This window comes from Pseudomonas sp. GV071, assembly GCF_003050835.1.
Lineage (GTDB): Bacteria > Pseudomonadota > Gammaproteobacteria > Pseudomonadales > Pseudomonadaceae > Aquipseudomonas.
This window is the reverse complement of the sequence record NZ_QAOJ01000006.1, coordinates 362,341-383,728: the sequence shown is the minus strand read 5'-3', so window position 1 is coordinate 383,728 and position 21,388 is coordinate 362,341. Positions and strand designations below refer to the sequence as shown.

The following is a 21,388-nucleotide window of genomic DNA, read 5'->3' as shown; positions in this document are numbered from 1 at the left end:
ACCCTGCTGCACGAAATGATCAAGCGTGACGCCAAGAAGGGCTTGGCCACCTTGTGCATCGGTGGTGGGCAAGGTGTGGCGCTGGCGCTGGAACGTTCCTGATCGTGTAGGGTGAGCCGGTTGGCGTTCGGGCGCGGACCGGCACACCCTACGACAGCCGCTGCAGCAACCGACCCACCTCTGCAAAATCACGCACTGTATGAAAGTTCGCCACCCCGGCGAACTCGCTGAAATCCGTTTCGCCATACCCCGCCACCTGCGCGCCGGCGCTGATGCCCGCTTGCACCCCCGGCACGCTGTCATCCACCAGCAGGCAATGTTCGACTGGCAGACCCAGCAAGGTGGCCGCGTGTTCGATCAGTTCGGGCGAGGGCTTCCAGGCCTGCACTTCGTAAGCACTGACGATCCGGCCGGCGAATACCTCGAGTAAGCCAACCGCGCCGAGGCTGGTTTCGATCTTTTCCCGTGGGCCATTGGAGGCCACGCAGATCGGTAACTGCAGGTCGCGGACAAAGGCCACGGCGCCGGGCATTTCCTCTACCTGGTCGCGCAGCAGCGGCAGGCTGAGGCGGCGAAACTGATGCGCCAGCTGCGGGCCGTCCAGGCGCGGGTATTGCGCGCAGATTTCGCGGATGAACTGGGCGAAGGGGATGCCGCGAAAGCGCAGCAATACTTCCTCGACGGGCAGGGTTATCTGTTGCTCTGTCAGGAGCTGTTGCAGCAGCTGCGCGGCGAGGCGCTCGCTGTCCACCAAGGTGCCATCGCAGTCGAAAATCAGGCCGGCAATCGTCACAGGGTCGGGTGCTCGTAGTAGGGGAACGAACAGTTGGGACCACAACCCGCGCCCAGGGTTTTGCCCGCCGGCCCATGCTGCAACTGTCACGGCTGGTCGCCAGAATGAAAAAAGCCCCGTCTGAAACGGGGCTCTTGGGTTAAGGTTCAGGTGCAGCTCTAGCGTTTCGCGGGCATCAACGGAGGTGATAGCATTTGGCCTTATCTGCGGCTTTACCTCGGGATCCCCGAGCTCTCTCTGCAAGGACGCCTGGCATGGCTGCACCTTCGAAACGTCTTGAACGCGCGCTGATCAGCGGCGCCCTGTTGCTGCTGCTGTGGTTGCCCTTGCCAATCGGCAGCAACCGCGACTGGTCGATGGGCGTGTTGGTATTGCTCTGCTGTGGTCTGGGCGCCGGTTGGGCAGTGAACGCCCTGCGCCGCAACCGCGACCTCGGTCCTACCTTGCGCCCGGCATTGCCGATGCTCGGCCTGCTGCTGCTCAGCCAGGTGTGGGTGCTGGTGCAGTGGCTCAGTGGGATGACCGTGGACGCTGCCGCTACCTTTCAATACCTGATGTTGGGCGTCGCCTACAGCCTGTTGTTTCTGTTGGTGGTGGACCTGTTTCGCACGCGCAAACGCTTGAGCCTGCTGCTCGCCGTGCTGGTGGTGAGTGGCACGTTTCAGGCGTTTTTTGGTTCGGTGATGACCCTGTCGGGCATAGAGGGCTTGCTGCTGGGCAGCAAGACCAGCTACCTGGGCGATGCCACCGGTACCTTCATCAACCGTAATCACCTGGCGGGTTACCTGGAGCTGACCATGGCGGCGGGCGTCGGCCTGCTGATGGCGCTGCGTGATGAGCGGCCGTTCCGTTGGGTGGATGTGCTGGAGACGCTGCTGGGCCCGAAAGGGCGCCTGCGCCTGGCGCTGCTGCTGATGGCCATCGCGCTGGTGATGAGCCATTCGCGCATGGGCAATTCAGCGTTTTTCACCAGCCTGCTGCTGGTGGGCGGGGTGTTCATGCTGATCAACAAAGAGCATCGGCTGCGTAATGCGCTGATCTTTGCCGGCCTGTTGATCGTCGATGGGCTGATCGTCAGCCAGTACTTCGGCTTGGACAAAGTGGTGGACCAGATCGGCGCGGCGCAGCCAGCCGGCACGAGCAATGAGCTGCGCGCCAACGTGTTGCACGCCACCTTGCCGCTGGCCCAGGAACGCCTGCTGACCGGGCACGGCGCCGGCACCTTCGAAGTGCTGTTCGGCCACGTGGCCGGGCCTGAAATTGCCCTGCATTTCGACCACGCGCACAACGACTATCTGCAGTTTGTGGTCGAGTACGGTGTGCTCGGCAGCCTGCCATTGCTGTTGTTCGTGCTGTTCGGGCTGTACCACGCGCAACGCGCCATGTGGCAGCGCGAATCGACCTACCGGGCCGGCGTGGGCTTTGGTGCCAGCCTGGGCATTGTCGCGCTGCTGATCCATTCGATGGCGGACTTCAACCTGCAGATCCCGGCCAATGCCGCGACCTACGTGGTGATCTGCGCGATTGGCGTGTTGGCCAACCATCACTACCGTGACCGCCGTGTGCGGGCGCGGACCTGAGGTTTAGCGGTCGTACTCGGCCAGGCGGCTGACCACCTGGCGTCGCCACACCTGCGCGGCCAGCACGCCGATGATGATGCCGCCCAGGTTGGCCGCCATGTGCAACACCGAGGTGCTTTGCCGCGGCAACAGGCCCTGCGCCAGCTCCAGAAACAGGGCCAGCAGCACGGCGTAGAGGAAGGTCCAGAACATCAGCGTGCGGGGGAAGGCGAGCCGCGCACTGAACACCAACAGCGCAAAGGCGGCAGCGTGGTGTGACCACTGCTCCTCAATTGCCACCGGCACCCAGTCAAAGCCCAAGCCATCGATAACAATCGCTGCCAGGATGCCGGCGAATACCAGTATCACGATGAATCGACTCATTAGATGTACGCCATCAGGTTTGAATTTATTGGTCTATTTCGCTTGGGCGGGCTTTGGGCTTGAACTTGAAAAGCTCACGTTTGGGCAGGGCAAACAACATGCGCCCGTGGTGGCGATTTACTAGCATATAGATGGCCGTACACACCGCCAAGTTGGCCACTGTCAGGGTCACAAGTGCAATCAATACGCCAGCATCGGCATAGGCACTTGGAATATTCAGCGGAAGAATCAATTGCGCGGCCACATCAATAAAGAAGTGGTGCAGTACATAGATGGGAAGTGTGTAACGTCCCAATGTTTGCAATAGGTTCAATTGGAAGTGTTTGGTCAACAGACCAATAAAGTCCAACGCCGCTACCACCAGGCAGCAAGAGATCAGGAACTTCACGCCCGGTACATCCACCGCATCATAGCGAAGTGCCAACTCACCTAATGCAAGAAACGCCACACAGGCAACGGCAAATCGCAGCGGATGAAAACGTTGGATGATCTGTTCGATATAGGGTTTGCCATAGCAACCAATGGTGAAGAACACAGCATTGCTGGCAATGCTGCGCAAACTCCAATCTTCCATCGGCACTAACTGTTTGGCCAATATCGACAGCAACGCCATAAAGGTGAAGGTCAGCAGCACTTGCTGATTTCCCAGCTTGCACACGCTGAAGAACAGCACCAGGGCGTACAGGTACCAGATCGCCGTATTGCCCACCACCACGTCACGGGCGAAGGCTTCGAGGGTCAAGGGGAAGGCCTCTGAGCCGTGCACGAAATCTGGATTGAAGTGGGAAATCAGGTAGGCGCGGAAGCACCAGTCCATCACCACCCACAACATATACAGCCAGAGGAAAGTCGCCACCCGAGGCTGAAATATTTCCCGCCAACTGCGTTTGAACACAGCACTGTTTGCAAGAAACCCGGATATAAGAAAAAAGAGTGGCATCCGCATGGTGCCAAGACCAGTAATAAAGACTTGCAGAACTTTGTAGCTGTTGGTGTCGGCGAATTCTGGGCACTTGGCGAGGAAATACATAGAGGTGTGATAGATCACCACCAAAATAATGCAGATTCCTTTTGCCGCGTCCAGGCATTCGCTTCGAGAGGAAACTTTTTGAGCGTTCATACTTTTCCTTGTTGCAGCGCCAAGGCCCGTGCTGACCCCGGGGGGGTCAGCTGGTAGCGGAAAGTTGCTATGTGCGTTGGGTGGAATGCTTTTGTTTCGTGGGGTCGGCCGAGTTCTCATATGCATATTCCAGGCAAAGGGTTGTTTCTCTCTCGCCGGTGAGCGACTTAGCTAAAAATTAGCGCAGAGTCATAGAGCCGAGGGGGGGGCGATAGTTCAGCCGCTTTGAGTGCCAGGCACGGTTTTTTGTTTTTTTTGTGTGTCTCAGCGAGAAGGCGCGGACATGCTTCTGGGAAGGTGTTTCGAAGTAGTAATAGCTGAGCAGGCATTTTGGAATGAGCAGCGCAAAGAACAGCACCATGGACAGGCTGCTATAGAAGAGACTATCGGCGATACCCATATAGCGAGTTAGTTCAAATACGACTAACTGCAACGGGAAGTGCAGCAGGTAGGAGGAGTAGGTCAGGTTGCCGACCATGGCGAAACGCCGGCCCAGGTAACCGCGCCAGGTTTCCGCCTGCGCCAGGCTAAGAATGGTCAGCGGGAACGGCAGCGCCACCGGAATGAAACGGGTCGCGGCATGAATGGCTTTGCCGATCATCGGGTGCTGGTGAGCGGGCAGGATGCCTTCGAGCAGCAATTGCACGAGCCCCCGCAGCCAGCCGGTTTTCACTTCCACCAGGGTGGCCAGCCACCGCGCGCCGGGCCTTTGCTGCGTAAGCACTGTCGGTGGGTAAGGAGCTGGGCTGGGATGCCAGCAAGGTCAACGTCAATGGCGGCGCCATTGCCATTGGCCACCCCATCGGTGCATCAGGTTGCCGTGTGCTGGTGACCTTGCTGCACGAGATGATCAAGCGGGATGCCAAGAAAGGTCTGGCGACCTTGTGCATTGGTGGCGGGCAAGGCGTGGCGTTGGCGCTGACAATCCGCTCGGCAAATACATCCAGCAGCCCCACGGCCTGCAGATTGGTTTCGATCTTGTCCCGTGGCCCGTTGGAGGCCACGCAGATCGAAGGCCGGCGATAGTCACAAACAGGTGCTCCTCGATAATGCAGACAAGCTGTTGTGACCGCAGCGACGGCCCAGGGTTTGCAAGTCAGAAGATTTTCCCGCAACGGTAATGGGGATTGGCGATCATAAAAAAGCCCCGTGCTAGACGAGGCTTTTTATCCATAGCGGGACAGCGCGAAGTACCGTGAGGCGTTTCGCGCGGTTCAAGGGAGGTGATGGCATTTGGCCTCGCTTTCGGTATCGGCTCGCTCTGACCTAGCCCCATCAGCAAGGACGCCTGGCATGGCTGCTGCTCCCTCAAAACCGCTAATCAGCGGCGCTTTGCTTTTGCTGGTAGGCGGGCTGTTTGGGCTGCTGCATAAGGAACAACGCCTGCCCAACGGCATCCTTCTCGTCTGCCTGCAGCTGGTGGACGTGCTGGTCGTCAACCACTACGTCGGCATGCAAAACCTGATCGATAGCGAGGCCCGGCATATCACCGGCCAGGTGCCTGGCAGCGTGTTCCAGGCGGCGTTGTGGCAGCGCGAATCGGTGTACCGCAATGGGGTGGGGTTTGGCGCCAGCGTGGGGATTGTGGCGTTGCTCATGCACTCGTTCGCCGATTTCAATCTACAGATTCCGGCGAATGCGGCGACCTATGTGGTGTTCTGTGCCATTGCCGTGATTGGCAATAACCACTACCGCGAACGACGCGCTTGTAAGCGGGATTGAAGGCTTGAGTCTAGTGGGAGAGGGTTTTTAATTTAGTAGTCGCCCGCCGCTTCGCGTAGCAGCAGCCGACGTTTCCAAAGCAGGGCAAGGCCCATTCCCAGCAGCACTCCCACTACGTTGGCGAACATGTCACCAACAGAGGCTGTGCGCGCGGGCATCAGCCCATGGACAAACTCAATCAGCAGAGCCAGCAGCAGGCAGTAGAGCACGGTCCAGAAAGTCAGCGTTCTGGGAAACGCCACGCGAGCGAAGAAGACCAATGCCGCGAAAGCCGCTGCGTGATACAGCCAATCCTGGTAGGCAAATACTTGTGGCAACGGCTTGGGGCTAAGACCGCCCAGCAGGACGCTCGCCAGTACAGCCAGGAACAGCACGACCAGAACAATACGACCCATCTCAAATTCTCGAATCTTGTGGTTGATCTCTAGTGCCGGAACCTGACTGCGCGGCTGCGCGTTATTACCCCAACTCTCTTTGCGCAGCTTTAACCTTGAACAGTTCACGCTTGGGCAGGGAAAAAAGTATACGGCCATACTGTCTATTGAGTATCCAATGCAAAAACAAACAGGCGGAAATGTTGATCGCGATAAAGCCAGCAAGTGCGAATAAACTGAGATCCAAGTGCGTTGTCGGCACCTCGATGGGGAAAATAAGCTGCGCAGCGATATTAATAATAAATTGATGCATTACATAAATTGGCAATGTGTTGCGTCCAAGGTTTTGCAATAATTCCAGTTTTAAGTATCGGGTTGCTAGGGAAATTGCATACAGTGAAGCGATTACAAGGCACGTACAAATCAGTACTCTAACGCCAGGTAAATCAATAGCATCATAGTGTAATGTTATTTTGCCAAAAAGCAGAAAAGCGGAAAAGGCCAAGATAAAATTGCGTGCCGAAAAGTGCGTAGTAATGTGTTCCACATAGTGCTTGCCGAAACATCCTGCGCAGAAGAACACCACGTTACCGCAGATAATGCGCAGGCTCCACTGATCAGCCGAGAAGATTTGTCGGCATACCACGGAGATCAGCAGCAAAACGGAAAAGGTCAACCATTTGTGCTGGCTACCGATTTTGCACGCGCTGAAGAAAAGAACCAGCGCATATAAGTACCATATGGGTGTGTTGCCCGTGATTACGTCATGCAAGAACTCATCAAGAGTTTGCGGAACGTCTTCCCCTCCAAGCACAAAGGCTGGATTGAAATGTGTAATAAGCATGTCACGGAAGAGCCAGTCCAGCCATACCCACAATATATACAGCCACAGCAGCAACGCCACACGTGGCTCAAATATTTCCCGCCAGCTGCGTTTGAATACAGCAGTATGTGCAAGGTAGCCAGAAATCAAAAAGAACAACGGCATGCGCATTGTCCCTAAACCGGCGATTATAAGTTGCACATCTCTAAAGCTCTCTGCTTCAAGGAATTGGGGGTTCTTGGAAATGAAAAAATTAAACGTATGGAACATCACCACCAAAATAATGCAAATTCCTTTTGCCGCGTCCAGGCATTCGCTTCTGGAGGAGGTTTTTTGCGATTCCATACTGTTCCTTGAGTTAGCGCTACTACTGGTGCTGACGGTGTCTGCTGGTTCCGCGGGTGTCCGGAAGCTGGAGTGGGTGTCGACATCAACACCTTTAAGCAGCTGGGTTGGCCGGATTCTCATGTGCATACTCCCACGCGCAGGGGGGGTTAATGCGCTCTGGCCGCCATACGTTCCGGTATTTTTGGCGCAGAGGCATGAAGCGAAATATCTATCGATAGTTCAGCCGTTTTGAGTTCCAGCCACGGTTTTTTGTTTGTTTGCGGCATTCAGCATGAAGGCGCGTACATGCTTTTGCGCAGGTGTTTCGAAATAGTAGTAGCTCAACAGGCATATAGGAATGAGCAACACAAAAAACATAATCATTGATAGCGGGTGGTAGAAGAAACTATTGGCGATACCCATATAGCGAGTTACTTCAAATACGACTAACTGCAACGGGAAGTGCAGCAGGTAGGAGGAGTAGGTCAGGTTGCCGACCATGGCGAAACGCCGGCCCAGGTAGCCGCGCCAGGTTTCCGCCAGCGCCAGGCTGAGGATAGTCAGCGGGAACAGCAGCGCCACCGGAATAAAACGGCTAGCGGCATGAATGGCTTTGCCAATCAGGGGGTGCAGGTGAGCGGGCAGCAGGCCTTCGAGCAACAGTTGTACATGGCCCCACAGCCAGCCGGTTTTCACTTCCACTAGGGTGGCCAGCCACAGCGCGCCGGTCAGCCCGAGCACGATGGGCAAGGCTTTGTTGAGCAGGCCTTGCTGACACAGGTAACGGTAGAAGCGGAAGATCGCGCCGCCGAGGAAGAACGAAAAGATCCCGCGGCCGAGAATCGGTGCCACGGTCAACACCAGCAGGCCCACGACAATCATCGCCAGCACCGCCTGCAAACGCAGACGGAACAGCAGGCAGACGGTGAAGAACAGCAGGTACATCAGCACTTCCACCGACACCGACCACACCGGGCCGTTGAACGATGGCCCCTGTTCCAGGCCCCAGCTGGAGGCCATGAACAGGTTCAGGACGAAGTGGTAGGTATCGTTGAATGGCACCACAAAGTAGTCACCCGTGCTGGCCATCACCCATTTCTGCGCGAGCAGCACAAATACCAACGTGGCGAAATGCAGCGGGTAGAGCCGCGAGAAGCGCAGGGCAAAGAACTGCCAGGCGCTCACCTTGCGTTCGGCGATCTGCTCGGCATACAGCCAGAAAAAAATGAACCCGGACAGCGAGAAGAAGAAGTCCACCGCCAGCCAACCGGTGTGGTACAGCAGGTAGAACACCGAGTAGAACGGCTGCGCTTCCATCTCGTAGGGCATGAAGGTGCTGCCGGCGTAGAAGAAGTGCTGCCAATGCCAGAACACCACGGCAAGCGCCGCCAGACCTCGGATGAGGTCCAGAGAGTAAAAACGTTTAGGGATGGACGCTGTCATGGCGGGCTCGCGGATTGATCGCTCGGGGGTAAATGGGCGACTTCCTCGTGCGCCCGGGTGGGCAGCGCGCTGGGGTCGCCTGGCTGTAACTGATTGAAAACCTGGCGGAACATTGGGACTAACAAATCGCCGCCGCGTTCACTGAGATGATCGTCATCGATGTAAACCGGTTGCCCCTGCACATCGCCTTCACAGCGCCCACCGCGGCACAGGTAGGGCAGCGGGTCGAGAATCTTCACCCCGCAGCGCGCGGCTGCCAGGTCCTGGGTGTCCCAGACAAAGGCGTTACGTGCGCGGTATTCGTCGAGGGAAATCGACACTTCGATGCTTTTCCCCTGCATCAACGCGCGGCCCATGGTTTTCGGTACATCCAGCTTCAACTCGGGAATCGGCCGGACCATATACACCGGCCGGTTGCGGGCGAACTCGCAGGCCGAGGCGATGATGCCTTCACGTATTTCGCCCAAGTACTCCGGGGTGCGCGAGGTAAACGGCTTGTCGAAGTACAGGTACGGCAGGGCCATTTCGGCGCCGCGCTCCGGCTCGTTGGGACCCAGTACATACAGCGAGGTGCGGTTGATGATGATCAACGGCGCCTGGCCCAGTTTCGGATCGTCGACGCTGCGTTCGGCCTGGTGTTCAACGAAATCGCCGCAGCGATAAGTAAGCTGGTCGGAGGCCTTGACCTTGGCGATGGTCGGGCAGTTGCTCATGGTCCAATCCAGCACATATTGCTGCTTGCCCGGCAGGGACCGTTCGACCGCCCGGATCAGCGCCGCCGCATGGCTGTCACCGACCACGATCACGCCCAGTTCATCGCCGCCGTAGGTGCATTCCGGCACCTTGGAAAACTCGTTGGCCAGGCACTCGGCCTTGCGCGGATTCTGGTTTTCGGCCTCGGCAAACACCGCATCGATCTGCCCTGGCAGGCGCCCGGGCACACCGTGCTGGAGCAGCACCACCAGGCTCGGCACCATCACCACCAACAGGCTGGCGGCAATCGCCAACGTGGTCAGCCCTTTGGGCAATCTGTTCAGGCTGCGGCGTGCCGGGGTTTCGATAAAGCGGTAAGACAGCGCGCCAAGTACCAGGGTCAGTACCAGGCCCAGGGCAATTGCCAGTGACGACTGCTGGCGCTGGATATACACCAGGCTGACCACCAGCGGCCAATGCCACAGGTACAGCGAATACGAGCAATCACCCAGCCATTGGGTGAAGCGGCTGGCGGTCCATAGCGAACCCTGGCGTGCCGCCAGAAGTACCAGCAGGGTGCCCGTCACCGGCACCAGTGCGCGCCAACCCGGCCACAGGCTGCTGGCATCGAACAACAGAATCGAGCCGATCAGCAGGGCAAAACCCAGGGCCTCTATCAGCCGTTGCCACAGCGCGCTGAGGCGCATCTGGTTGGCGGTCAGGTACAGCAGGCCACCGGCGAGCATTTCCCAGGCCCGGGTGGGCAGCAGGTAGAAGGCCGCCGAGGTCTTGATCGGGGTGATGTACACGCACAGCAGCAGCGACAGCAACAGCCCGGTGGCGATCATCAGCACTTGCGGGCCGCGCCCCGGCTTGAGCTTCCACACCGCCAGCATCGCCAGCGGCAACAACAGGTAGAACTGCCACTCCACCGATAAAGACCAGGTGTGCAGCAACAGCTTGTCGTGGGAAGCGCTATCGAAATAGCCATCCTCGCTCCAGAACACCAGGTTGGAGAGAAACGACAGGGCGCTCAGCGCATGGCGCCCGAGAATCCGGTATTCGGTGGCCGGCAAACACAGCCAGCCCACCACCAACAGCACGCCGCACAGCACCAGCAAGGCTGGAATGATCCGGCGCGCGCGCGACAGGTAAAAATCGAAAACGGAAAACACCTTGCTGCCGGCGCTTTGTTTTTCCAGGCTGCTGAAGATGATGCCCGTCATCAGAAAACCGGAAATCACGAAGAACACGTCTACCCCAACGAACCCCCCGGAAAAGCCACTGACGCCAAAGTGATAAAGCACAACTGAAACCACGGCCCAGGCTCTGAGGCCATTGATATCCGTTCTGAATCCCTTACTGGTACTGGTCATTTTATTGCCTGTCAAAGACCACCCTTTCTGCGAGGTGGGCCCTGGAACTGTGGCGCGGAAAAACGAACCAGCGCGCATCCTTGCGCACCGGCATTGACGAAAAAAGAGGAGGGGCGTTGCGGTTGTTACTTGCCTTTGAGGTACAGCTCTTCAAAGCAGAAGTTGGTGGCTTCCACGTACCCTTCGGCACTGCCGCAATCGAAGCGTTTGCCTTTGAATTTGTACGCCAGCACGCAACCGGCTTTGGCCTGTTTGAGCAGGGCGTCGGTGATCTGGATTTCGCCGTTCTTGCCAGGCTCGGTGTCGGCGATCAGGCCGAAGATGTCCGGGGTCAGAATGTAGCGGCCGATGATCGCCAGGTTCGACGGCGCATCTTCGGGTTTGGGTTTTTCCACCATGCTGTGCACGCGGTAGAGGTCGTCACGAATCAGCTCGCCAGAAATCACGCCGTACTTACTGGTCTGATCAGCCGGTACTTCCATGATTGCCACGATCGAGCAGCGGAACTGGTTGTACAGCTTGATCATCTGGGTGAGTACGCTGTCGCCATCGAGGTTGATGCACAGGTCGTCCGCCAGCACCACGGCAAAGGCTTCGTCACCAATCAGCGGTTGGCCGCAGAGGATCGCGTGGCCGAGGCCATTCATGGCCACCTGACGGGTGTAGGAGAAGGTGCAGCCATCGATCAGTTCGCGGGTGCCTTTGAGGAAGTGTTCCTTGTCGGTGCCGCGGATCTGGTGCTCCAGCTCGTAGCTGATATCGAAGTGGTCTTCCAGCGCGCGCTTGCCACGGCCGGTGACGATGGCCATGTGTTGCAGGCCGGCGTCGCGGGCCTCTTCAACGCCGTACTGAATCAGCGGCTTGTTGACGATGGGCAGCATTTCTTTGGGCATGGCCTTGGTGGCCGGCAAAAAACGCGTGCCGTAACCGGCCGCAGGGAACAGGCATTTGCGGATCATAAAAAAGCTCCTGAAAGGAATTAAACCCGTAGGTTGGGTTGAGCACAGCGAAGCCCAACAAGGAGCCCAACGGGCTCCGCGTGTAGATCCATGTTGGGCTTCGCCTTTGGCTCAACCCAACCTACTTCGTCCGATGTGATTCGTTATTGCGCGTACCCTTGCGGGTTGGCCGATTGCCAACGCCAGGTGTCGCTCATCATTTGTTCCAGGCCGCGTTCGGCTTTCCAGCCCAGTTCGCTGGCGGCCTTGGCCGGGTCGGCCCAGCATTCGGCGATATCCCCTGGGCGACGTGGCACCAGTTGATAAGGCACGGGCTGACCGCTGGCGTGTTCGAAGGCGTGGACCATCTGCAGCACGCTGTAGCCCTGGCCGGTGCCGAGGTTCCAGATCTTCACCCCGCCGTTGTCGACGATTGCCTGCAAGGCTTTGAGGTGTCCGTCGGCCAGGTCTTCGACGTGGATGTAGTCACGCACGCCGGTACCGTCGACGGTGGCGTAGTCGTTGCCGAATACCGACAACTGCTTGAGTTTGCCGATGGCCACCTGGCTGATATAGGGCAGCAGGTTGTTGGGAATGCCGTTCGGATCTTCACCAATCAGGCCGCTGCTGTGGGCGCCCACGGGGTTGAAGTAGCGCAGCAAGGCGATGCTCCAGCGCGGTTCGGAACGCGCCAGGTCCTGCAGCAGCTCTTCCACCATCAGCTTGGAGCGGCCGTAGGGGTTGGTCGGCGTGCCGGTGGGGAAGTCTTCGCGAATCGGCATCTGTGTCGGTTCGCCATACACCGTGGCCGACGAGCTGAACACCAGCCGGTAGACACCCGCCTGGGCCATGGCCTGGCACAGGGTGACGCTGCCGGCGACGTTGTTTTCGTAGTAGGCCAACGGCTTGGCCACGCTTTCGCCGACCGCTTTCAGGCCGGCGAAATGCAGCACCGCGCTGATTGGTCGTGAGGCGAACAGTTCATCGAGCAGCACCCGGTCACGGATGTCGCCCTGAATGAATTCCGCCTGCTTGCCGCAGATTTTTGCCACCCGTTGCAACGACTCCGGCGAGCTGTTGCACAGGTTGTCCAGCACCACCACCTCGTAGCCCGCTTCCAGCAGAGCCAGGGTGGTGTGCGAGCCGATATAGCCGGCACCGCCGGTGACCAGAATGGTTTCGCTCATGGGGCATCCCGCCTGTACTTAGCGCCACTCATCCGGGCAGCTGGTTTTCCAGTCAGCGAAGGCGGTGGCCAGGCTGTATTGGTAGGGGTAGCCGTTTTCCACGAGGAAATGCGGCAGCACATTGTTCGAGCGCACCAGCTTGCGAATGCGCACCGGGCTGAACGGATGCTTGATCCCCAGCGGGCGGGCGATGGCATCAATGCTATAGGCCACGCCGAGCAGCAGCGGGTAGGGCACGGCCGGTACTTTGCGTTCGATGGCGGCCACGCTGCAGACGGTTTCCACGTACTCGGAAATCGACGGGCCAGGGTTCATGGTCATGTTGAACAGGGAGAAATGGCCGCCCTGTTCTTTCTGCCGCGCCAGTACCCAGAGCATCGCCGCGCACAGCTCTTTCACGTAGGTGCCGGCTTTGCGTGTGGTGCGGTTGCCCATGTAGAAGAAGTAACGCTTGATCACCGCTTTCACCAGGCGCGAAACGTTGCCGCCTTCGCCCGGACCGAACACCACGCCAGGGCGCACGATCACCAGATGACGGTTGGCCTTGTCAGCTGCCAGCCAAGTCTGGTGAATCTTCTCGGCCGCCAGTTTCGAGCCGCCGTAAGCGGTGGCGGGTACCGGCAGGGTGCGTTCGTCTTTCTGCTCTTCGCTCGGTCCGTAGGGGGAGATCGAGCTGGTGAAAATCAAGTCAGTGCAACCCACCAACTCAGCCCAGGCAGTGACGTTTTCGGCGCCCAGCAGGTTGGTTTCGTAGTACTCGAAATCTTCATGGCCGGGCTCTCTGTGCACGGCGGCGAAGTTGGCGATCAGGGCCACGGTTTCTTCCGGCTGCCAGCTGATGGGCTGGCGCACATCACCGTTGATCTCGACGATTTCGGCGCTTTCATGCACCAGGCGAGCACGGTAGGGGAAGGGTTTCTGGGTGACCTGCTCTTTGTCGAACAGGTAGACCTTGTCGTAACCACCTTGGGCAATGAGTTGCTTGGCGAAGAACACGCCAATAAAACCCGAGCCACCAAAAATCACGGCGCAGTTCATCTGTTCCATCCTTAAATTCAATGTGCGAGGAGCCGACCGCCGGTGCGCTGCACCGGCGTGGCTACGGACTACCCGGGGGGATCAGGCGCGGCCGTATTTGTCTTCGAAACGCACGATGTCGTCTTCGCCCAGATACGGACCGGACTGCACTTCGATCAGTTCCAAAGGAATTACACCGGGGTTCTCCAGGGCGTGGACCTGGCCGATGGGGATGTAGGTGGACTGGTTCTCAGTGACCAGGAAGGTGGTGTCGCCGTTGGTGACCTTGGCCGTGCCGCTGACCACAATCCAGTGCTCGGCGCGGTGGTGGTGCATCTGCACCGAGAGCTTGGCGCCCGGCTTCACGGTAATGCGTTTGACCTGGTAGCGGTGACCGTCGTCGATCGAGTCATACACACCCCAGGGGCGGTACACCTCGCGGTGGTTGATGTGCTCTTTGCGGCCACCGTCTTTCAACTGCTCGACGATTTTCTTCACGTCTTGCACGTTGTTTTTGTGCGCCACCATGATCGCGTCCTTGGTTTCGACGATCACCAGGTCTTCGACGCCCACCAGGGTCACCAGACGGCTGCTGGCATGCACATAGGTGTTGCTGCTGGCGTGGTGCAGCACATCGCCCTTGAGCACGTTGCCGTGTTCGTCCTTGTCGCTGACGTCCCACAGTGCCGACCAGGAACCGATATCGCTCCAGCCTGCATCCAGCGGCACGACCACGGCGTCGGCGGTTTTTTCCATCACGGCGTAGTCGATGGAGTCATCCGGGCACAGAGCGAATTCGGCCGCATCCACACGGGTGAAGTGCAGGTCCAGCTGGCCACCGGCCAAAGACTTTTTGCAAGCCTCGAGAATGGCGGGTTGGAAGCGTTCCAGCTCTTCGAGGTAACGGCTGGCGCGGAACAGGAACATGCCGCTGTTCCACAGGAAGTCGCCGCTCTTGAGGTAGTCGGTGGCGGTGGCCAGGTCCGGCTTCTCGACGAACTGGGTGACGGCAAAACCACCGTCGCCGCTCGATGCGCCTTTCTCGATATAGCCGTAACCGGTTTCCGGATGATCGGGGACGATGCCGAAGGTCACCAGCTTGCCGGCCTCGGCCAGCGGCATGGCGGTGCGCACGGCCGTGTGGAAGGCGTCGACGTCTTTGATCAGGTGGTCAGCCGCCAGGACCAGCAGCAGGGGGTCCTGGCCGTCGGCCACAGCTTGCAGGGCCGCCAGCGCGATAGCCGGGGCGGTGTTACGGCCCACTGGTTCGAGCAGGATGTTGGACTTTTCCATATCCAGCTGGCGCAGCTGTTCGGCGGCGAGGAAGCGGTGTTGCTCATTGCAGATCAGGCGGGGCAGGGCGATATCCAGGCCCTTCAGACGAGCAATGGTGGCCTGCAGCATCGACAGCTGGGCGTCGGCCAGTTGCAGAAATTGCTTGGGGTTGAGTTGGCGCGACAGCGGCCACAAACGTGAGCCGGAACCGCCAGCCATGATGATAGGTAGAAGCATGGTAGACCTCCTTGTTGCAGTCATTCAGTCAGGGCTGGACGCACAGTAGTAAGAGTAGTTCGTTGTACCGCAGGGCCCGAGGCCAGCAACGCGTCGTCGACGAACGCCTGGATGCGTTGCTTGAAAATGCTTTTGTCGAAGGTGGCCGCGTGGGCATGCAGGGTGGCGGGATCGAAGGTCACCGCGCCACTTTCAACCTGCTGAACCGCTTGTATCAGCGACTCCACCGTCTGTTCGGGGAACAGGATACCGGTTTTACCGTTAATTACCGTCTCCAGGGCACCGCCTTTGCCATAGGCAATCACCGGCGCGCCGGCTGCCATGGCTTCCACCGGTACAATGCCGAAGTCTTCCATGCCCGGGAATACCAGGCCGCGGCAGCGTTGCAGCAGGTCCTTTATTTCCGGGAACGGTTGGCGGCCCATCAGTTTCACATTGGGTTTGGCGATGGCTTTGAGCTTCTCGAAGATCTCGCCTTCACCGACCACCACCAGCGGCAAGCCGAGCTGGTTGAAGGCTTCCACCGCCAGGTCGGCGCGTTTGTAGGCGACCAACTGACCGAGGCACAGGTAGAAATCCCCGCGCACTTCGTTCGGGCTGAATTCGGTGGTGTTCACCGGTGGGTAGATCACCTCGGCATCGCGGCGGTAGAACTTGCGAATGCGCTGGGCGACGAAGTTGGAGTTGGCGATGAACTGGTCAACGCGATCGGCCGACAACCGGTCCCACACCCGCAGCCAGTGCGAGACGAAAGGGAACAGGGTGCGGATCAGGCGCCCGGCGCCCGACAGGTACTCGTGGTACATGTCCCAGACATAACGCATCGGCGAGTGGCAGTAGCAGATGTGCACGGCGTCCGGGCGGGTGACCACACCTTTGGCCGGGCCGGACTCGCTGCTGAGGATCAGGTCGTAGGCCGACAGGTCCAACTGCTCGAGGGCCATGGGCATGAACGGCAGGTATTTCTGATAGTGCTTCTTCGCCCCTGGCAGGCGCGAAATGAAGGTGGTGTTGATGGTGCCGGTGAAGGTGCTGGGCAAGGCTTTGCGCACCACGTCCTCGTTGCACACATGGATAAACAGGTCAGCCTGCGGGAACAGTTCCACCAGTGCCGAACACACGGCTTCGCCGCCACGATTGCTGAGCCACCAGTAATGGATGATTGCGACTTTCATTGGAACTCCCGAATTACCTGAAGAACACCGTTTGCCGAAGTTTCCCAGCTGAAGCGCGCGACGTTGGCGCGTCCCTTTTCTTTCAGGCTCTGGGCCAGGGCTGGGTTGGAGATGAGCTGCTCGATTTTTGCTGCGATGTCGTTGATGTCGTAAGGCGAGCAGTACAGCGCCGAGTCACCACAGACCTCGGGCAGGCTGGCTGCGTTAGCGACGATCACCGGGCAATCACAGGCCTGGGCTTCCAGCGGTGGAATGCCGAACCCTTCGTAGAAGGAGGGGTAGATAAACGCCGCTGCACCGCTGTAGTAACCAATCAGCTGCTCGTCGGACACCCGCCCGAGCAATTTGATCCGGCTATCGGATTCGATTTTTTCCACCAGGCCCGGGTCGGCAAAGTTCTTGTTCAGCGAACCGACGATGTACAGCTTGTGGCTGTTCTGTTTGAGCAGGCTGAACGCGCCGATCAGGCCGTGGAAATTTTTCTGCTGGTTGAGCGATGACACCGCCAGCAGGTAGGGCTCGTGTGCTTCCTGCGGCTGCGGCTGAAACAGCTCGGACACCGCGTTGGGCACCACCACCACCTTGCTCGGTGGAGTCTTGTAGATGTCGCAGATCTCACCCTTGGAGAACTCGCTGACGGTGATCACCTTCAGCGAGCTTTTGATCGTGCGCGGCGTGGCCAACTGATACGCGAGGCGGAACTTCCATGAGAAGTTTTCCGGGAAACGCTCAAAGGCAATGTCGTGCAGGGTGGAAATCTTGTTGCGGTAGAACAGCGGTGCGGTGTTGGCCAGATTGACCAGCAGCGGCGAGCCGTTCTTCTTCAGAAACAGCGGCAGGTCGATCTGCTCCCAGGCATGCCCGGTGCGGCTGCCAATCACTTCTGCACCCAGGGCGGCGGCGGCTTCGTGCTGCACGATGTTGTGCGGAGTGACGAAGCGCACCTCGGGCAGCAGCTTCTTCAGCTGCAAGCTGATTTCCAGGGAGTAGCGCTGTACACCGGTGATCGACTGCGTGAGAAAACGGGCATTTATATAGATCAATCTTCAGGTCCTTTCATACCCGGGTCTGGCATCGGTGAAACGGGCCTTGTGAAACGTAGCGAGCGAAGGCCAGGCAAGGCAAAAACAGGCGAGTAAGCGGAGTTGGCTGTAGCCAATGAGCATTGCGAGTCTGTTTTTAACGCCGCCTGGCCGAGCGCAGTAGTTTCACGAGGTCCGTTCAAATCTTGTTTACGTGCAGCGGATCCAGCTTGCCGGAAAGCAAATGCTTGAACGCCAGCAGGTTGCCGCGCAGGCGGCCGGGGAAGTCTTTGATGCGCACCATCAGCAGGGTTTTCACCACGTTGGCGGTGATGTTTTTCGACATCAGCAGGCTGGCTTTGCCGTAGCTCATCGAGCCTTTCTTGAGCAGGAAGATCGGGTTGGAAATCTGCGAGTAGCCAAACCGCACACCGCTGGTACGCCCGGAGCTGGAGCCCAGGTGCACGCCGCGGCAGGTTGGCAACAGAATCAGTTCGCCACGGGCGCGGGCGCGGCTGGAGTAGTCGAAGTCTTCCTGCCAGCCGTACATCGGCAGGTTCTCGTCGAAGCGCATGTCCAGGGCGATGGTGCCGCGGTAGCTCATGTTGCAGCCGTACAAACCGTCGACGCTGCGAATGGTCGAGCTGCTCGACCAATGCGCTTCAGGCGCCTTGCTGCCAGCCAGGTACAGGGCTGCATCGGCTTCACTGACGCCGAACTCGCTGTTGACCCCGTCGGCCAGCACATTGCCGGTGATGCCGACCACTTTCGATTGCGCGATCAGGGCCTGGGCGGCGCTTTCCAGCCAGTTGGAGGCGGGGCGGAAGTCGTCGTCGTAGAAGGTCACGAACCAGTCCTTGGGATCCAGGCCCGCCACCAGCGGCAACAATGCCTCCAGGCCGGCGTTGCGCTGAATGGTCAGGCTGGCGCGCGAGAGCAGGATGCTGGTCTGCCCGGCAGCCACCGTCGGGTGTGCGGCGAGGCCTTCGACGTCTTTGTCTTCACTGCCGACGATCACCACGTGGGTGGCGGCCAGGGTCTGGCGTTCAAGGTAATCGAGCAAAAGATAAGTTTCTTTGGCGCGGCCTTTTGTAGCGATGACGACGAATGCTTTCATTTGACGAGCCCATCATGTTTAACGTTGAAGATGCGAGCCAGGATGCCCAGTTTCCAGCACAGAAAAATCAGGCAGACAAACACCACCAGTTCCCCGAATACCCGCGCGATGGCCATGCCCATGGCGCCGTAATAGATGCCCAATGGGACTGCGCACAGCAGGCTTAGTGCGGCGCCGAACAGAATCACTTTGGCCAGCAGGCCTTCCTTGTGCAGCGGGATCAGCACGTAGCTGCTCAGCACCAGGGTCACGGCGCTGATCGGGAACAGCAGCGCCATGCATTGCAGAATGGCCACGCTCTGTTCGAAACCAGGGCCGAAGATCAGCGGCACCACCCACTTGCCCAGCACCAGGGTGCAGAGCAGACCGCAGGCACCGATGCCCACCAGCAGCAACATGGCCTTGCGGATCAGCGCATGGGCGCCGTCGGTGTCGTTGACGAACAGTGCGGTGATGCGTGGAACGAAAATCTGCCCGGCCGGCGCCATCACGCTCAAACCGATGGCTATCAAACGCTCGGCAGCGCCGAACACACCGACCTGCTCCGAGGTGGAGAGGATGCTCAGCAGGTAGGTGGAGGAGGCCACCAGCAATGCCGACGTACCGGTGTACAAAAATACCGTGCTGGAGCTGCGCACCAGGGCCAGGCCGTCGCGCAGGCTGACTCGCGCTTTGGCAATTTCCCGCCGTACCAGCCAGTGCGCAGCCGCCAGGGCAATGGCGCCCGAGGCCAGCAGCGAAAGCATCACCAGGTCGGTGTCGCCTTCGTCGCGCACCAGGCTGAAAATCAGCGCCAGGCTGACTGCGAAGCCCAGCACCTCCAATTTCACCGCGCTGCGTGGGCGGCTGCTGCCAGTGAAGTACCAGCCCAGGTTGAACGCCGACACGATGCCCAGGGTGACCGCCGCCATGCCGGCTACCGGGTAGGCCTTGAGCACCGGCGACAGCCAGATGGCAATGGCGCCACCGATCAGCGCCAGCACCGCGAGAATCAGGCGCGCGCTGAGCTGTTGGCCAAACAGGCCGGCGTAGCGCTCCGGCGCCGCGGTAGCAATGTCGCGCATGCCGACGGTGGCAAAACCCCATTCCACAAAGCGCCAGGCAATGGTCATCAGCGACATCGCCGCGAGTACCACGCCATAACCTTCTACCCCCAGCACCCGCCCGTAGAACGGAATCAGCAGCAGCAGGTAGAGGTAACGCAGGGTGTAAGCCAGGTAGACAAAAATGAAGTCAGCGCGGGATTGACCGGGGGTTTTACTCATCGTGGCACGTCACCGAACGGGTGATGCATGGGCGGTTGAATCACGCGAAATACCTTGGGGGCTTCAGGTTGAGGAAGTTTTTTCGGCGTGGTGATGATCACCGCCAGCGCCAGGCCATAGAGGAACGAGTTGAAGCTGCCGAAGTCAGGCGTGGTACTGGTCAACAGGCCGACGATGAAGGCCGGAATGTACGAGTAGCGGCAGCCGGTCATCAGCGCCCGGCTCAAGCCGGAGGCATGCACGGGCAGCTTGCGCATCAGGGTTTGCAGGGCGAAGGCGAAATACAGCACGCCGCCCAGCACCCCGGTGTTGCTGAGGATCGCCACCAGCGAGTTGGACACCCGCGTGGCGCCGATGCCCACGCCCAAGCCGTAGCTGTCGATCAGCGCCTGCCAGCCCACTGCGGTCCACATACTGCGTTCTTCATAGGAGCTGGTCTGCGATTTGTTCAGCACCATCTCGTTGATCTTTTCGATGATCGGGTCGAGCAGGCCGGGGGCAAACAGCACCACCACGCCGACGCCCACCAGCGCCGTCCAGGCCACCCAGAACTCCAGGCCCAGGCCCTTGGGGGAGAGCAGGTCGGCGCGGCGTTGGCTTTTGCGAATCGCCCACTCGATGACCGCTGCGAGGAAGAACACCAGCAGGCCGACGTAACCGGCCGAGGAGGTCGACAGCCAGACAAACAGAATCAGCAGCGGGATCAGCACCGGTACCACGCGCTTGCGCAACCAGCGTTCGGGAATCGCGTGGCGGAAGAAATACAGCAGGCTCAGAAACATGATGCAGCGGCCACCAAACACCGAGGCCTCGGGCATCAGGCCGACGATGCGTTTGCCGCCCATGATCTGCACTTCGGTCATCAGCGCGTAGCTGGCGGTGCGGAACGGCGAGAGCACCGCGTCCATGCCCACGTACTGGCTCATGTAGTCGAGAAAACCAGTCAGCACCGCCATCGCGCCACCCAGGCACATGGCGTTCAGTGCGTGTTTGCGCATCTCGGGCGAGCGCAGCAGGCGGGTGAAGGCGAATACGGCAAATACCGAAATGCTCAGGTACGCCAGCTGGGAGAAGTTCTGCGAGGTGGGCATCAGCGGCTCACCAAACGTCGACAGCTCCAGGCGCACCGGAATGATGGTGATTTTGCCCATGAACAAACGGGGCATGAAGATGGTGACGAAGATCGCTACCAGCCAGAACATGAACAACAAGAACAGGCGTTTTGGTGAAAACGCCGCGCCGGCAAAGAATTCCAGCCCACCCGGGCTGGCGACGCTGCGCAGAATGATCAGCAGCACCACCATCGGGGTCGGGGTGAGGGTCAGGCCGCCGGTGATTTCCGGCGGAATAACCGCAAAGGCGCCAAACGGAATGGAGCCGAAAAACAGGTACAGCAGCACGTGCGCTCTGCCGAACAGGCCGAAGAGGGCAAGCCCCCAAAACAAGGCGATAGGTAAGGCGTCCATGGTGCTTGGGTAACGCTCGTGCAGAGGGGTGGAAGTAACCCGTCCGGGCAGGGCCAGGACGGGCTGGTGCAGTCA

Annotated in this window: 20 protein-coding genes and 1 pseudogene; 4 read left to right on the top strand and 17 right to left on the bottom strand. The window is 59.3% G+C overall.

Annotated features, from left to right (window positions below; translation table 11 throughout):
* A partial coding sequence (locus C8K61_RS14380; RefSeq protein ID WP_146174291.1) for a hypothetical protein occupies positions 1 to 102 on the top strand: 102 nt, incomplete at its 5' end.
* A 46-nt stretch (positions 103 to 148) separates the two neighbouring features.
* On the opposite strand, the gene C8K61_RS14375 is transcribed toward C8K61_RS14380, so the two are convergent.
* Complete coding sequence (locus C8K61_RS14375; RefSeq protein WP_108096933.1) at positions 149 to 793, bottom strand: HAD-IA family hydrolase; 645 nt, start codon at positions 791 to 793, stop codon at positions 149 to 151.
* Positions 794 to 1,047: 254 nt separating this feature from the next.
* Here C8K61_RS14375 and C8K61_RS14370 point away from each other — a divergent pair, with 254 nt between their 5' ends.
* Positions 1,048 to 2,373 carry an O-antigen ligase gene (locus C8K61_RS14370; protein ID WP_108096932.1) on the top strand — a complete coding sequence of 442 codons (1,326 nt, stop codon included), beginning with the start codon at positions 1,048 to 1,050 and terminating at the stop codon, positions 2,371 to 2,373.
* A gap of 3 nt (positions 2,374 to 2,376) precedes the next feature.
* On the opposite strand, the gene C8K61_RS14365 is transcribed toward C8K61_RS14370, so the two are convergent.
* The 3 genes from C8K61_RS14365 to C8K61_RS14355 all read right to left on the bottom strand — a co-directional run bounded on the left by C8K61_RS14365 (position 2,377) and on the right by C8K61_RS14355 (position 4,535).
* Positions 2,377 to 2,736 carry a VanZ family protein gene (locus C8K61_RS14365; protein ID WP_108096931.1) on the bottom strand — a complete coding sequence of 120 codons (360 nt, stop codon included), beginning with the start codon at positions 2,734 to 2,736 and terminating at the stop codon, positions 2,377 to 2,379.
* Positions 2,737 to 2,761: 25 nt separating this feature from the next.
* A complete protein-coding gene (locus C8K61_RS14360; protein WP_158272512.1) occupies positions 2,762 to 3,856 on the bottom strand; it encodes an acyltransferase family protein in 1,095 nt (364 codons plus the stop codon).
* A gap of 178 nt (positions 3,857 to 4,034) precedes the next feature.
* Complete coding sequence (locus C8K61_RS14355; RefSeq protein WP_156684108.1) at positions 4,035 to 4,535, bottom strand: hypothetical protein; 501 nt, start codon at positions 4,533 to 4,535, stop codon at positions 4,035 to 4,037.
* A 41-nt stretch (positions 4,536 to 4,576) separates the two neighbouring features.
* On the opposite strand from C8K61_RS14355, the pseudogene C8K61_RS14350 reads away from it, so the two are divergent.
* Positions 4,577 to 4,777: pseudogene (locus tag C8K61_RS14350) on the top strand (acetyl-CoA C-acetyltransferase); the annotation flags it as partial.
* Between the two features lie 372 nt (positions 4,778 to 5,149).
* Entirely contained in the window at positions 5,150 to 5,578 is a 429-nt protein-coding gene (locus C8K61_RS26885) for a hypothetical protein (RefSeq protein ID WP_218277816.1), read from the top strand.
* 32 nt (positions 5,579 to 5,610) lie between these two features.
* On the opposite strand, the gene C8K61_RS14340 is transcribed toward C8K61_RS26885, so the two are convergent.
* The 13 genes from C8K61_RS14340 to C8K61_RS14280 form a co-directional block, all read right to left on the bottom strand.
* Positions 5,611 to 5,973 (bottom strand): VanZ family protein, encoded by a 363-nt coding sequence (locus tag C8K61_RS14340; protein ID WP_108096928.1) that lies wholly within the window; start codon positions 5,971 to 5,973, stop codon positions 5,611 to 5,613.
* Positions 5,974 to 6,037: 64 nt separating this feature from the next.
* Positions 6,038 to 7,120: an acyltransferase gene (locus tag C8K61_RS14335; protein ID WP_158272511.1), complete on the bottom strand. Its 1,083-nt coding sequence runs from the start codon at positions 7,118 to 7,120 to the stop codon at positions 6,038 to 6,040.
* Positions 7,121 to 7,342: 222 nt separating this feature from the next.
* The gene (locus tag C8K61_RS14330) at positions 7,343 to 8,545 is read right to left on the bottom strand and encodes an acyltransferase (RefSeq protein ID WP_108096926.1); all 1,203 of its coding nucleotides are present in this window, start codon (positions 8,543 to 8,545) and stop codon (positions 7,343 to 7,345) included.
* Positions 8,542 to 10,614: an acyltransferase family protein gene (locus C8K61_RS14325; RefSeq protein ID WP_158272510.1), complete on the bottom strand. Its 2,073-nt coding sequence runs from the start codon at positions 10,612 to 10,614 to the stop codon at positions 8,542 to 8,544. The genes C8K61_RS14330 and C8K61_RS14325 overlap by 4 nt, the downstream gene beginning before the upstream one ends.
* A gap of 125 nt (positions 10,615 to 10,739) precedes the next feature.
* Positions 10,740 to 11,573, bottom strand: a complete 834-nt coding sequence (gene galU / locus C8K61_RS14320) for a UTP--glucose-1-phosphate uridylyltransferase GalU (protein ID WP_108096924.1) — start codon at positions 11,571 to 11,573, stop codon at positions 10,740 to 10,742.
* A 143-nt stretch (positions 11,574 to 11,716) separates the two neighbouring features.
* Positions 11,717 to 12,739 (bottom strand): UDP-glucose 4-epimerase GalE, encoded by a 1,023-nt coding sequence (gene galE, locus C8K61_RS14315; RefSeq protein WP_108096923.1) that lies wholly within the window; start codon positions 12,737 to 12,739, stop codon positions 11,717 to 11,719.
* A gap of 18 nt (positions 12,740 to 12,757) precedes the next feature.
* Positions 12,758 to 13,777 (bottom strand): NAD(P)-dependent oxidoreductase, encoded by a 1,020-nt coding sequence (locus C8K61_RS14310; protein ID WP_158272509.1) that lies wholly within the window; start codon positions 13,775 to 13,777, stop codon positions 12,758 to 12,760.
* Between the two features lie 81 nt (positions 13,778 to 13,858).
* On the bottom strand, positions 13,859 to 15,268 hold the full coding sequence (locus C8K61_RS14305) for a mannose-1-phosphate guanylyltransferase/mannose-6-phosphate isomerase (protein ID WP_108096921.1): 1,410 nt from the start codon (positions 15,266 to 15,268) through the stop codon (positions 13,859 to 13,861).
* 20 nt (positions 15,269 to 15,288) lie between these two features.
* On the bottom strand, positions 15,289 to 16,443 hold the full coding sequence (locus tag C8K61_RS14300; RefSeq protein ID WP_108096920.1) for a glycosyltransferase: 1,155 nt from the start codon (positions 16,441 to 16,443) through the stop codon (positions 15,289 to 15,291).
* Positions 16,440 to 17,486 (bottom strand): glycosyltransferase family 1 protein, encoded by a 1,047-nt coding sequence (locus C8K61_RS14295; protein WP_108096919.1) that lies wholly within the window; start codon positions 17,484 to 17,486, stop codon positions 16,440 to 16,442. Before C8K61_RS14295 ends, C8K61_RS14300 begins: the two co-directional genes overlap by 4 nt.
* Positions 17,487 to 17,664: 178 nt before the next feature.
* A complete protein-coding gene (locus C8K61_RS14290; RefSeq protein WP_108096918.1) occupies positions 17,665 to 18,582 on the bottom strand; it encodes a glycosyltransferase family 2 protein in 918 nt (305 codons plus the stop codon).
* Positions 18,579 to 19,847: an oligosaccharide flippase family protein gene (locus C8K61_RS14285; protein ID WP_108096917.1), complete on the bottom strand. Its 1,269-nt coding sequence runs from the start codon at positions 19,845 to 19,847 to the stop codon at positions 18,579 to 18,581. Before C8K61_RS14285 ends, C8K61_RS14290 begins: the two co-directional genes overlap by 4 nt.
* Positions 19,844 to 21,313: a hypothetical protein gene (locus C8K61_RS14280; RefSeq protein ID WP_108096916.1), complete on the bottom strand. Its 1,470-nt coding sequence runs from the start codon at positions 21,311 to 21,313 to the stop codon at positions 19,844 to 19,846. The genes C8K61_RS14285 and C8K61_RS14280 overlap by 4 nt, the downstream gene beginning before the upstream one ends.
* Positions 21,314 to 21,388 lie beyond the last annotated feature (75 nt).

Coding starts and splice junctions, on each gene's coding strand:
- C8K61_RS14335 (WP_158272511.1), bottom strand. CDS start 7,120: ATGGAATCGCAAAAAACCTCCTCCAGAAGCGAATGCCTGGACGCGGCA.
- C8K61_RS26885 (WP_218277816.1), top strand. CDS start 5,150: ATGGCTGCTGCTCCCTCAAAACCGCTAATCAGCGGCGCTTTGCTTTTG.
- C8K61_RS14360 (WP_158272512.1), bottom strand. CDS start 3,856: ATGAACGCTCAAAAAGTTTCCTCTCGAAGCGAATGCCTGGACGCGGCA.
- C8K61_RS14280 (WP_108096916.1), bottom strand. CDS start 21,313: ATGGACGCCTTACCTATCGCCTTGTTTTGGGGGCTTGCCCTCTTCGGC.
- galE (WP_108096923.1), bottom strand. CDS start 12,739: ATGAGCGAAACCATTCTGGTCACCGGCGGTGCCGGCTATATCGGCTCG.
- C8K61_RS14290 (WP_108096918.1), bottom strand. CDS start 18,582: ATGAAAGCATTCGTCGTCATCGCTACAAAAGGCCGCGCCAAAGAAACT.
- C8K61_RS14285 (WP_108096917.1), bottom strand. CDS start 19,847: ATGAGTAAAACCCCCGGTCAATCCCGCGCTGACTTCATTTTTGTCTAC.
- C8K61_RS14370 (WP_108096932.1), top strand. CDS start 1,048: ATGGCTGCACCTTCGAAACGTCTTGAACGCGCGCTGATCAGCGGCGCC.
- C8K61_RS14340 (WP_108096928.1), bottom strand. CDS start 5,973: ATGGGTCGTATTGTTCTGGTCGTGCTGTTCCTGGCTGTACTGGCGAGC.
- C8K61_RS14305 (WP_108096921.1), bottom strand. CDS start 15,268: ATGCTTCTACCTATCATCATGGCTGGCGGTTCCGGCTCACGTTTGTGG.
- C8K61_RS14300 (WP_108096920.1), bottom strand. CDS start 16,443: ATGAAAGTCGCAATCATCCATTACTGGTGGCTCAGCAATCGTGGCGGC.
- C8K61_RS14325 (WP_158272510.1), bottom strand. CDS start 10,614: ATGACCAGTACCAGTAAGGGATTCAGAACGGATATCAATGGCCTCAGA.
- C8K61_RS14310 (WP_158272509.1), bottom strand. CDS start 13,777: ATGAACTGCGCCGTGATTTTTGGTGGCTCGGGTTTTATTGGCGTGTTC.
- C8K61_RS14365 (WP_108096931.1), bottom strand. CDS start 2,736: ATGAGTCGATTCATCGTGATACTGGTATTCGCCGGCATCCTGGCAGCG.
- galU (WP_108096924.1), bottom strand. CDS start 11,573: ATGATCCGCAAATGCCTGTTCCCTGCGGCCGGTTACGGCACGCGTTTT.
- C8K61_RS14330 (WP_108096926.1), bottom strand. CDS start 8,545: ATGACAGCGTCCATCCCTAAACGTTTTTACTCTCTGGACCTCATCCGA.